We start from the raw sequence: 10,473 nt of genomic DNA, 5'->3' as shown, positions 1-10,473 counted from the left end.
GCCCTCCCGCCCTCCTCGTGCCCGGCCTCACCGGCAGCAAGGAGGACTTCCTCGCCGTCCTGCAGACGCTCGCCGCGTCCGGCCGCCGCGTCGTGTCGATCGACATGCGCGGCCAGTACGAGTCCATCGGCCCGGACGACCCCGCCGCCTACACCCGGGCCGCGCTCGGCGAGGACATCACCTCCCTGCTGGAGGCCCTCGGCCCCGACCCGGTGCACCTCGTCGCCCACTCGTTCGGCGGCCTGGTCTGCCGCGAGGCCGTGCTCACCGGCCGGGTCCGCCCCGCCTCGTTCACCCTGATGAGCTCGGGCCCCGCCGCCGTCACCGGCCCGACCGCCGACCGGGCCAAGGCCCTCCGCGACGCCATCCCCGAACTCGGCATGGAGACCATCTGGCAGGTCGCGCTCGAACCCGACTACACCGGCCAGGGTCTCGAAGCGGAGATCATCGCCTTCATCAAGGTCCGCACCCTCGGCAACTCCGAGACGGGCCTGGTCAGCATGGCGAACGAGATCCTCACCGCCCCGGACCGCGTCGACGAGCTCGCGAAGCACTGCGCCGGGACGAACCTGCGCGTCCTCGTCCTGTACGGGGAGGACGACGACGCCTGGCAGCCCGCCGCCCAGGCCGCGATGGCCGAGCGCCTCAACGCGTCCAAGGTCGTCATCCCCGGCGCCGCCCACTCCCCCGCCTGGGAGGCCCCGGAGACCACCGCCGCCGCCCTCCGCACCTTCTGGCACGAGTGCGAGCAGGGCCCCAGGTGAGCACCCGCGCCGGCGGCGCCTAGGTACCGGGTCGCCGGCGCGACGCGCGGCGGTACTCGCCGGGCGGGGCGCCGAAGTGGCGGCGGAACGCCAGGTGGAAGCCCACCGCCGAGCGGTACCCGACGCGTTCGGGGATCGCCGCCAGCGGTGTGTCCGTCCCGGTGAGCAGCCGGACGGCCTCCCGCATCCGCCGTCCGGCCAGGTGCCGGGCGGGCGGCTCGCCGACGAGCCGGGTGAACGCCGCCGCGAACGCCGACCGGGACATCCGCGCCTCCCGGGCAAGGGACTCCAGGGTCCACGGCTCGGCGTACCGGGTCTGGATCGCCAGCAGCGCCCGGCCGACCGCCGGGTCGCGCAGCGCCGGGGGCATGCCGTCGAGCCGGTCCAGCGCCGCCCGGAGCGCCAGCACGAAGACGAGTTCGAACGCGCGGAGCGCGGCGAGCCCCCGGTGCCGCTCGATCAGGCCCTCCAGCGTCCCCGAAAGCAGCGGCTCGGCGGCCAGCGCCCCCCGGTCCAGGACGATGATCTCCGGCAACGACCGGTACAGCGGTGACGCGGCGGCCTCGTCGTAGTGGAGCCCGCCGCAGAGCAGGTCGGTCGCCCGGCCGGGCCCGGCCACGCGCAGCGTGGTCGTGCTTCCCGCCGGGCGCCCGGGAAGGACCAGTTCGAGGGGTGTCGTGGCGCGTCCCGGCCGGTCCGCCAGCTCGTGCGCCGCCCCGCGCGGGAAGATCGCCAGTTCGCCCGCGCGCAGCGGCACCGGCTCGGACGCCCCCGGGAGCGTGATCGCGCACTCGCCGGACCGGACGTAGTGCAGGATCGCGTTCCGCTCCTGGTCACCCCGGAAGCCCCACGGTGCCCTGACCTCCCACCGGCTGGCGAACACGCCCTCCAGCCGCAGCGGAGCGAGCAGCTCATCGAGAAGATCTGGTGGACTTTCGTTAAACATCCCCGGACTCACGCTTATGGAACGTACTCCACGCCTTGGCCAGAGTGGACGCCATGACCCAGACGCATTTGGTGATCGGCGCGACGGGCGCGCAGGGCGGCGCCGTCGCCGCACGCCTCGCACGGGACGGGCACACCGTCCGCGGCTTCAGCCGGAAGCACGGAGACCTCGCCGACCCGGTGGCGGTGCGGAAGGCGTTCGAGGGCGTCTCCCGCGCTTCGGTGACGCTGCCCCTGGTGTTCGACGCGGGCCTCGTGGCGCGGTACGTGGACAACATCATCGCTGCGGCTCGCCACTGTGAACGGCTCGTCCTCAACACGGGCAACCGCCTCCCGTCCGCCCGCACGTCCGTCGCCGCCTTCGAGACCCGGCGCGACGCCGCCGACGCGCTGCTCGGCTCCGAGATCCCCACGGTCGTGCTGCGCCCACCCGTCTACCTGGAGAACCTCCGGCCGGCCGACGGCGTCCTGGCCTATCCGATTCCGCCCGGCCACCGGGTGGCCTGGCTCTCCCAAGCGGATCTCGGCGCCCTCACCGCGGCCGCGTTGCACCGTGCCGACCTGGCCGGGACGTCGATCGACATCGGCGGCCGGGACGTCGTCACCGGCCCGGAGCTGGCATCGGTGTTCGGCGCGGACTACGTCCCCCTGCCCCCTGACGAGTTCGAGGCGTGGATGGCCCCGGTGCTCGGCGGGGCCGCCGCGGCGGCGGTCGCCGACACCTACCGCTGGCTGTCGTCCCCGGAGAACGCCGGCTTCTACGACGGAGACCCCACCGCGGTGGAGGCCCTCCTCGGCGTCGAACTCACCCCGATCCGCCGCTGGGCGGCGGGATGAACGCCATCAAGGAGATCGTCGAGCACCACCGCTTCATCGAAGCGTGGCTGAGCGGAACGGCGACCGACCTGGACGGCTTCCTGGACATGCACACGCCGGACTTCACCTGGTACGCCCCGGACGGCGCCCTGCTCACGCTCGCGGACCTGCGGACCGTCATGGCGCAGGCGCGCGGCACCGTACCCGGCCTGCGCATCCGCATCCGCGAACCCCGCGTCCTGCTGGACGCCGACGGCCTGACCGTCGCCACCTACGAGGAAGACCATCCGGACCATGCCCGCCGCGCCGTCGCGATCCTGACACCCGCCCCGAAGGCCCGCAACGGCCTGCTCTGGCACAACCTCCACGAGACCTGGACCCGTCCCCCGGATAGCGCCACCACGCACCGCGCCGGGAGCGCTTCGCCGCGCTAGGCGAGTTCGAGACCGCCGTCGAGGGTGAGGATCTGGCCGGTCAGCCAGGTGGTCTGCGGGTCGGACAGGCGGAGGATCCAGGTCGCGACCTCTTCGGGGTCGCCTCGCCGGCCCAGCGGGATGCGGGACGCCTCGTCCCGCTTGATCTGCTCCACAGCGGCCTGCGGGAGCCCGGCGGCGGTCAGGGCCTCGCTCTCCGTCGGGCCGGGGGCCAGGGCGTTCACGCGGATGCCGGCGGCGGCCAGTTCGACGGCCCAGCTCCGGGTGAGGTGTTCCAGCGCGGCCTTCGACGCGGCGTAGTGGGCGGCTCCGGGAAGCGGGCGGTGGCCGTAGGTGCTGGAGACGTTGACGATCGTGCCTTCGGATCGGCGCAGGTAGGGCAGGGCGGCGCCGGCCAGCAGGCTCGGGGCCGTGACGTTGAGGTCGAAGAGGTCCGCGACGCCTTCGGCCGTGGTGTCCGCCAACGGCATCATCCTGGTGGCCCCGGCGTTGTTGACCAGCACGTCGATACGCCCCCAGCGGCCCGCCGCCGCAGCGATCACTTCCCGGGCCGTGCCGGGGGTGCGCAGGTCACCGGGGTGCACGGCGATCGCGGGGTGGTCGGCGGCGGTCTCCCTGAGCGCCTCCTCGCGTCGTCCTACGCCCAGCACGCGGGCTCCGGCGTCCGCGAAGAGCCGAGCGGCGGCGCGCCCGATGCCCGACCCGGCGCCGGTGACGATGACGGTCCTGCCGGTGAAGTCCACACTGGTCCCTTTGTTCGATGTTCGGCGAACATCGAACAAGCTACCATGTCACCATGAAGCAAGCGCACCATCCCGATCTCGCGCAGATCCGGCTCATCGCGGTGCTGGCGGCGCTCAGCGATCCGATCCGGGTCGGCCTGGTGCGCGTGCTGGCGGACGGGCGCGAACGCGGCTGGGGCGAGCTTCGCGCACCGGTGGCCAAGTCGACGCTGAGCCATCACCTGCGCGTCCTCCGCGACGCCGGGGTCACCCGGACCCGCCAGGAAGGCACCCGCTGCTACGTCGAGCTGCGCCGCGACGATCTCGAAGCGCGCTTCCCGGGCCTGCTGGAGGCCCTCCTCGACGCGGCGCACGGCGACGACGTCGGCGCCCACGTCGGCCTCGCCGCGGACGACCGCTAGAACCCGTCTCGGCGAGCGGGACGGTCCTCAGCGCTGGCCGAGTTCTTCGATCACCGCGCGCGGCAGGTAGTCGGACTCGACCCGCACCGGGATGCCTCGGTCGTGGGCGAGGCAGGCCAGTCCGAGTGCGTCGAAGGAGAGTTGCCCGTACGGGTCGTCGGTGCGGTCGCCCGTGCTGTAGTAGTCGCGGTAGAGGCCGAGCATCTCGGCGAGGACGGTGTTGAAGCCGTCCGCGTCGTCCGCGGCGATGCGCTCCAGCAGCCGGGCACGGGGGTTGCGCAGGCACTCCCAGTGCTCGTCTCCGGAGGTCTTGGCGAGCGCGTTGCGCAGATGCGGACGCGGGTCCTCTCCGCGCAGCACCGCGTGGCACGCACGCGCGTAAGAGGTGGTGTCCGAAAGCGTGGCGTGCAGGTCGTCGGCGTCGAACGCGGCCAGGATCGCCAGATCCGCCTGCCTGCGGGACGTCCATACCAGCGCGGCGGCCCGCGCGTACGTCCAGTCGGAGGCGTCGCTGTTCGGCCCGGACGCGGGCAGGTCCTCGGTGCGTCCGTCCAGCGTGACGGCGATCGCCGTGCCGCGCGGGACCGAGGCCAGCCGGAACGCCGACGCGAACGACTCGCTCGCCAGCACCAGCCCGTCGGTGTACGCGGTGCTCGTGGCGCGCGGGTCCAGCACGGAACGGAACGACAGCGCCATCAGCATGTGTTCCCCAGGGTCGGCCATCGCCGAGAACCGGAACCGGGTGAGCACCGTCGAGCGGAACGCGCGCTCAACTGCCTGCTGGGAATACTCGCTGTCGTTCTCCAGCCAGCGGGCGGCGCGGTCCGCGTCGAAGCCGGGGCGGGCGATCGGGCCGTCCGCGCTCGGCTTCTCCGGCCCGCCCCGTGTGAACAGCCGCTCGGGAAGGTAGCCGGACTCGACCTCGACCGGCAGGCCGGCCTCGTGCGCGAGCGCGGCCATGGCCAGCGGCCCCCAGGCGATCAGATCGCGCGGGTACCTCCCGGCCCGCTCGCGGTGCCGCTCCAGCGCCGCGACCAGGGCGGCGTTGAACGCGACGGCGTCGCCCTCGGCGATCGCGCGCAGCCCCCGGCCCTCGGGAGAGTCCGGGTACGTCTCGGCGGGCCGCTTGGCCCAGAAGGCGCGAAAGCCCCGCAGGTCGTCGTCCCCGGGCAGGGACTGGACCAGCGGGTAGAGGCTGCGCAGGACGTCGTCCTTCCCGACGGAGAGCGCGACCTGGTAGGCCCGGATCCAGTCGTGCGCGCTCAAGCTCTCGTCCAGTTCCTGCCGGAACCCGAACCCGACGCCCAGGTAGTCGACGAAGGCGCGGACCTCCCCGCCGGCCGGGACGGTGCAGGCGCGCGCATAGTCCCGGTACAGCGACGCGGCCGACGTCAGCGCGAGCCAGGTCTCGCGGGTCTCGACGCGCGGGTCGATCTCGACGGTGCGCGCCCCCGCGTAGTCCAGGAGCATGTCGGCGAGCATCTGGATGCCGAACGAGGCGCCGTTCTCGGCGAGCTTCGTCTCCCGGCCGAGCTGCTCGGGGACGGCCGCCAGGGCGGACGTGCGGGCCTGTTCGGAAATGTCGTGACGATCAACGCGCATGTGACGGGATGGTAGCGACCGCCGGCAGTCCCGGCAGGCAGATGCCGGGCCGCCGCCGACCGCGACCTTCCGGTCCGACCTGCGCGTATGTCACGATGAATAGTGAGCGACCATAAATCCGGCGGTGTGACGGGGCGGGCCTGGGGGCCGGCACCGCGGAGCGCGTTCGCCTCCGTCACCCTTGTCGGCCGCCCGGCCACCGACACAGGGGAGGAACGATGCGCAAAGTGGCCGACTGCCGGGAGTTGCCGAGCGAGTCCGGGTGCACGCTGACCATCACCGGCGAGGAGGACGAGGTCGTCCGCGCCGCCGCCGAGCACGCGGCATCGGTGCACGGGCACACCGACAGCCCGGAACTGCGCGAAGAGATTCGCGGCATGCTCAAGGACGAGCACATGAGCGTCCGATAAGGGGGCAGCACATGACTTTCATGCAGATCATCGAGTACGAGACCGACCGTCCCGACGAGCTGGACCCGCTGTTCGACGAGTGGACCGCGGCGACCGAGGGCAAGCGGACGGTGTCCCGCGACACGCACACGCACGACCGCGAGAATCCGGCCCACTTCGTGGAGATCGTGGAGTTCCCGTCCTACGAGGCGGCGATGCTGAACAACGACCTGCCCGAAACCCAGCACCTCGCCGAGGAGCTCCAGGCCCGCTGCACCAGCGGCCCGCGCTTCCTGAACCTGGACGTCATCCGCGACGAACCGATGTAGCCCGGCGGCGGCTCAACGTTCTTCGCCGTGGGCGGCCGGGTCCACCGGGTGGCGCGCCAACCCCACCTCAGTACGGCCCGTCCGCACGCCCTAGTGCTGGGGGGCGGCGGTCAGGAGGGGCGTGATCAAGGGGGCTACCTTGTCCGCGGGGGCGGCGTGGTCCTGGCCTTCCAGCAACGTGTACTCGCCGTTCGGCAGGAGGTCGGCCAGGCGGGTCGCGGCGTCGCGGAAGAAGGGCGGGCTGGCGCCGCCCGCGAGTACCTGGGTCGGAACGGTGATGGTGCGGGCGAGGGCCTCCGGGATCGCGCCGCCGCGGGTGGTGTCGCCCATGACCTCGAAGTCGTAGGGCATTGTCGGGGCTATCGCCTGCATGTCCGGGTCGGCGGCCGCCCCTTCGGCCATTTCCGGCGGCATGCCCGACGCCGTGAAGAAGAGCTTGATGGCGTCGGCGCGGCGGTCGTCCTCGATGGCCGCCCGGACGTTCTCGGCGAGGTCCCGTGCGGTGCGCTTCTCCTCCTCGTCGTCGGAGCCGTAGGGCGGTTCGTGCAGGACCAGTTTCGTGATCGGGAGTCCCGCGGCGGCCGCTTCCAGGGCCAGGCCCGCGCCGGAGGAGTGGCCGTAGACCGCGGCCGAGCCGCCGGCCTCGGTGATCAGTGCGGCCAGGTCCTCGATCTCCCGCCGCACGGCGTACGGGGGTGTGTCGCCGCTTTCGCCGCGGCCGCGCCGGTCGTAGTTGAGCACGGTGAAGCGGGCGGCGAGCTGCTCGGCCAGGTCCCGGGTGGCCGGGCGGGCGCAGAACATGCCGCCGATGACGACGACCGCGGGGCCCCGGCCCACGCGGTCGAAGGCGATGCGGGTCCCGTCCGCGGAGGTCACGAAGTGGGTCATGGGCACTCCTCTCATCATCGTGTACGGACCGGGCGGCCCGCGGGAACTCATCGGTGCGGCCATGGACAAATGCGTAACATGATGGTTACATGTTCTCTCGTGGACGTCTTCGATGCCGTGGCGGATCCGGTGCGGCGGCGGATCGTGGCGCTGCTCGGTGACGGGCCGCGGACCGCCGGGGCGCTGGCGGCGGCGTTCCCGGAGATCAGCCGTCCGGCCGTGAGCCGGCACCTGCGGGTGCTGCGCGAGGCGGGGCTGGTCGAGGCCGAGCTGGTCGGCCGGGAGCGTCATTACCGGGTCGAGCACGGTCCCCTGCTGGAGATCGAGCGATGGCTGGCCACCGCTCAGCGGCGGGGCTGGGACCAGCGCCTCGACGCACTGGAGACGGAGGTCCACCGCACGCGACGCGACCGCGCGCGTGGCACGGGCGAAGAGCCCATGGATTCGAGGAGGACGGGATGACGCCCACACCCACCGGCAGGCTGATCGCCGTGGCGACCGGCACGGATCTGGAGATGACGCGCGAGTTCAAGGCACCGATCGAGGACGTCTGGGCGAGCATCACCGAACCCGACAGGACGGCCCGCTGGTTCGCCCACTGGACGGGTGAGGGCAGGCCGGGCGCGAAGGTCCGCCTCAAGCTCGTCCTGGAGGAGGGACAGCCGGAGAGCGACATGACGATCATCGCGTGCGAGCCGCCGCGGCGGCTGGAGGTCGAGACCGTCGACGAGTACGGGCGGTGGCATCTGGAGGCGCGCCTGGCCGAGGCCGGGGGCGTGACCACCCTGACCTTCCTGCACCACCTGGAGCCGGACACCGACGCGGCCACCACCGGCCCCGGGTGGGAGTACTACCTGGACCGGCTCGTCGCCTCGATGACGGGCGCGCCCGCACCGAGTTTCGACGACTACTACCCCGCGCAGGCCGAGTACTACAAGGGCCTGTCCGCGAACTGATCCTCGTGCGGCGACGACTTCTTCCGAGGTGGGGAGTCTAACCGTCCAGACCCACTTCACCTGGAGGAATCCATGACGACCACCTCGGCGACGACCACCGGGACCCTTCGCGTGCCGGACGCGCGGCTGCACTACGAGGTCCGCGGGCGGGGTCCGCTCGTGGCGCTCGTGGGCGCGCCGATGGGCGCGGCGGCGTTCGAGCCGCTCGCCGACCTGCTCGCGAACGACCACACCGTCCTCACGACCGACCCCCGGGGCATCGGCCGCAGCCCGGTCGACGACCCCGAGCAGGACTCGACCCCGCCGCTGCGCGCCGACGACCTGGCACGCCTCATCGCGGAGGTGGACGCCGGGCCGGCCGTGGTCCTCGGCTCCAGCGGCGGCGCCTGCACCGTCCTCGCCTTCGCGCAGGCGCACCCCGGCCAGGCCCGCTTGGTCATCGCGCACGAACCGCCGCTGGACGAGCTGCTGGACGACCGCGACGACCTCTACAAGGGGACGGACGAGATGATCGCCACCTACCTGAGCGGCGACGTGATGGGTGCGTGGCGCCAGTTCATGGCGCTGAGCAACGTCCAGCTTCCGGACGGGGCGCTGGAGCACATGTTCGGCGGGGACCGCTCCCCGCAGGACCTCGCCGACGAGCGCCGCTGGTTCGAGCACGAGCTGCGCGAGACCGTCCACTGGAAGCCCGACCTCGCCGCCCTGCGCGCGGTCGCGTCCCGCATCGTGGTCGGCATCGGCGAGGACTCCGCGGGCGAACTGTGCGACCGCGCCTCCCGGGTCCTCGCCAAGGAGCTCGGCATCGAGCCGACGCTGTTCCCCGGCGGGCACACCGGCTTCGCCGAAGACCCGGAGTCCTTCGCCACCCACCTCCGGAAGGTTCTCGCCGAGTCCCCATGAGGCACCGGACGTAGCGACCGGATCCGGCGACCGGCGCGGAGCACGCGTTCCCCGCCCCGCGCTCGCCTCGGCCGGGGGCCGGTGTCACGGCGACGAGCGGGTAATGACACACTTACTGGAGTTTGTCTCATGGAGGTGTCATGCCCGCGACGATCCAGCCGCCCGAAAGCGTCACCTGGCGCGTCCACCTCGACCGGACCATGTGGGTCGGCGGGGTGCGCAGCCTGATGCTGCAAGCACTGCATCCGATGGCGATGTGGGGCGTCTGGCAGAACTCCAACTTTCGCGATGACCCCTTCGGGCGGCTGCAACGGACCTCCGACTTCGTCGGCCTGGGGACGTTCGGCAGCCCGGAGGAGGTCGAGGAGGCGGCCTACCGGGTCCGGGAGATCCACCGGAGCCTGCGCATCCTCAACCACGACACCGGCAAGAAGGAACGGCTCGACCAGCCCGAACTGCTGCTGTGGGTGCACTGCGCCGAGGTGTACTCGTACCTGGAGGTCGCGCGCCGCGCGGGCCTGCCGCTGACCGGCGCCATGGCGGACCGGTACCTGGACGAGCAGCGCAGGTCGGCCGAACTCGTCGGGCTGCACGCCGAGGACGTCCCCGGCACCGTCGCCGACATGGAGGCGTACTTCGCGGAGATGCGGCCCCGGCTGCGGGTCACGGAGGAGGCGGCGGAGACCGTCCGGTTCCTGATGTGGCCGACGATGCCGGAGAACCTGAGGTTCCTGGCGCCCGGCAAGCCGGGATACTTCCCGTTCGGCGCGCTCTGCTACTACGCGCTGCCCGGCTGGGCCCGCGCGATGTACGGGGCGCTGCCCGAGGTGCCGCAGCCGGCGGTGACGGCGGCGCTCAGGTCGTTCCGCCTGGCGATGAACTCGGTGCCGGAGCGGCTGCACGACTACGCCTTCGCCAAGCCCACCCGCGACATGCTCGAACGCACCCGGCAGCGGCTCGCCGCCGAGGGCTACGACGTGAGCCGCGGCCTGTTCGGCCTGCGCGACCCGCGGCGCTGGCCGGCCGGGAAGACCCTCACCGCGGCCTAGGCGTCGACCGGGCCCTCGTCGTCGACGGGCAGGGCCGCCCAGGGCTCCTTGCGCGGGGCGGCCTCCTGCCCTTCGGGGCAGTGGCGGGCGAAGTCGCACCAGGAGCACAGGTTGCCGGTGCGCGGTGGGAACAGCTCGTCGTACGGGGCGTGGTCCACGGTGGCCGGGCGGGCGTCCCCCACGCGGGGCCTCGGCACATCCCCACGCTGCCCCGCCGTCGCGCGCCCCTCTGCGGAGGGACGACCCCCCACACC

Annotated in this window: 15 protein-coding genes; 10 read left to right on the top strand and 5 right to left on the bottom strand. The window is 72.7% G+C overall.

The window, feature by feature from the left end; all coding sequences use genetic code 11:
- Positions 1-764: alpha/beta hydrolase (locus E1289_RS33175; protein ID WP_131987365.1), on the top strand; the 764-nt coding region annotated here is incomplete at its 5' end.
- Between the two features lie 19 nt (positions 765-783).
- Here the strand turns inward: E1289_RS33175 and E1289_RS33170 are convergent.
- Complete coding sequence (locus E1289_RS33170; RefSeq protein ID WP_131987363.1) at positions 784-1,710, bottom strand: AraC family transcriptional regulator; 927 nt, start codon at positions 1,708-1,710, stop codon at positions 784-786.
- A gap of 53 nt (positions 1,711-1,763) precedes the next feature.
- On the opposite strand from E1289_RS33170, the gene E1289_RS33165 reads away from it, so the two are divergent.
- Positions 1,764-2,546, top strand: coding sequence for an NAD-dependent epimerase/dehydratase family protein (locus tag E1289_RS33165; protein ID WP_131987361.1), 783 nt, complete (start codon positions 1,764-1,766; stop codon positions 2,544-2,546).
- A complete protein-coding gene (locus E1289_RS33160) occupies positions 2,543-2,959 on the top strand; it encodes a nuclear transport factor 2 family protein (protein ID WP_131987359.1) in 417 nt (138 codons plus the stop codon). The genes E1289_RS33165 and E1289_RS33160 overlap by 4 nt, the downstream gene beginning before the upstream one ends.
- On the opposite strand, the gene E1289_RS33155 is transcribed toward E1289_RS33160, so the two are convergent.
- The gene (locus E1289_RS33155; RefSeq protein ID WP_131987357.1) at positions 2,956-3,702 is read right to left on the bottom strand and encodes an SDR family oxidoreductase; all 747 of its coding nucleotides are present in this window, start codon (positions 3,700-3,702) and stop codon (positions 2,956-2,958) included. The two genes, E1289_RS33160 and E1289_RS33155, sit on opposite strands and share 4 nt — an antisense overlap.
- A gap of 53 nt (positions 3,703-3,755) precedes the next feature.
- Here E1289_RS33155 and E1289_RS33150 point away from each other — a divergent pair, with 53 nt between their 5' ends.
- Entirely contained in the window at positions 3,756-4,103 is a 348-nt protein-coding gene (locus tag E1289_RS33150) for a helix-turn-helix domain-containing protein (RefSeq protein WP_131987355.1), read from the top strand.
- 27 nt (positions 4,104-4,130) lie between these two features.
- On the opposite strand, the gene E1289_RS33145 is transcribed toward E1289_RS33150, so the two are convergent.
- Positions 4,131-5,705, bottom strand: a complete 1,575-nt coding sequence (locus E1289_RS33145; RefSeq protein ID WP_131987353.1) for an immunity 49 family protein — start codon at positions 5,703-5,705, stop codon at positions 4,131-4,133.
- Positions 5,706-5,923: 218 nt separating this feature from the next.
- Between E1289_RS33145 and E1289_RS33140 the strand changes: the two genes are divergently transcribed.
- Positions 5,924-6,115 (top strand): DUF1059 domain-containing protein, encoded by a 192-nt coding sequence (locus E1289_RS33140; RefSeq protein WP_131987351.1) that lies wholly within the window; start codon positions 5,924-5,926, stop codon positions 6,113-6,115.
- Positions 6,116-6,126: 11 nt separating this feature from the next.
- Positions 6,127-6,423, top strand: a complete 297-nt coding sequence (locus E1289_RS33135; protein ID WP_131987349.1) for a hypothetical protein — start codon at positions 6,127-6,129, stop codon at positions 6,421-6,423.
- 90 nt (positions 6,424-6,513) lie between these two features.
- Here E1289_RS33135 and E1289_RS33130 read toward each other — a convergent pair whose 3' ends face one another.
- A complete protein-coding gene (locus E1289_RS33130) occupies positions 6,514-7,311 on the bottom strand; it encodes an alpha/beta hydrolase (RefSeq protein WP_131987347.1) in 798 nt (265 codons plus the stop codon).
- 99 nt (positions 7,312-7,410) lie between these two features.
- Between E1289_RS33130 and E1289_RS33125 the strand changes: the two genes are divergently transcribed.
- The 4 genes from E1289_RS33125 to E1289_RS33110 all read left to right on the top strand — a co-directional run bounded on the left by E1289_RS33125 (position 7,411) and on the right by E1289_RS33110 (position 10,219).
- Positions 7,411-7,773, top strand: coding sequence for a metalloregulator ArsR/SmtB family transcription factor (locus E1289_RS33125; RefSeq protein ID WP_243713310.1), 363 nt, complete (start codon positions 7,411-7,413; stop codon positions 7,771-7,773).
- Positions 7,770-8,267 carry an SRPBCC family protein gene (locus E1289_RS33120; RefSeq protein WP_131987345.1) on the top strand — a complete coding sequence of 166 codons (498 nt, stop codon included), beginning with the start codon at positions 7,770-7,772 and terminating at the stop codon, positions 8,265-8,267. The genes E1289_RS33125 and E1289_RS33120 overlap by 4 nt, the downstream gene beginning before the upstream one ends.
- A 72-nt stretch (positions 8,268-8,339) precedes the next feature.
- Positions 8,340-9,170 carry an alpha/beta hydrolase gene (locus E1289_RS33115; RefSeq protein ID WP_131987343.1) on the top strand — a complete coding sequence of 277 codons (831 nt, stop codon included), beginning with the start codon at positions 8,340-8,342 and terminating at the stop codon, positions 9,168-9,170.
- Between the two features lie 140 nt (positions 9,171-9,310).
- Positions 9,311-10,219 carry an oxygenase MpaB family protein gene (locus E1289_RS33110; protein WP_131987341.1) on the top strand — a complete coding sequence of 303 codons (909 nt, stop codon included), beginning with the start codon at positions 9,311-9,313 and terminating at the stop codon, positions 10,217-10,219.
- On the opposite strand, the gene E1289_RS39240 is transcribed toward E1289_RS33110, so the two are convergent.
- Positions 10,216-10,416 carry a hypothetical protein gene (locus E1289_RS39240; RefSeq protein WP_243713309.1) on the bottom strand — a complete coding sequence of 67 codons (201 nt, stop codon included), beginning with the start codon at positions 10,414-10,416 and terminating at the stop codon, positions 10,216-10,218. The genes E1289_RS33110 and E1289_RS39240 overlap by 4 nt on opposite strands.
- Between the last annotated feature and the right edge of the window lie 57 nt (positions 10,417-10,473).

It is taken from the genome of Actinomadura sp. 6K520, assembly GCF_004349245.1.
GTDB lineage: Bacteria > Actinomycetota > Actinomycetes > Streptosporangiales > Streptosporangiaceae > Spirillospora.
The sequence above is the reverse complement of the archived record's forward strand: the minus strand, read 5'-3'. Positions and strand labels throughout refer to the sequence as shown.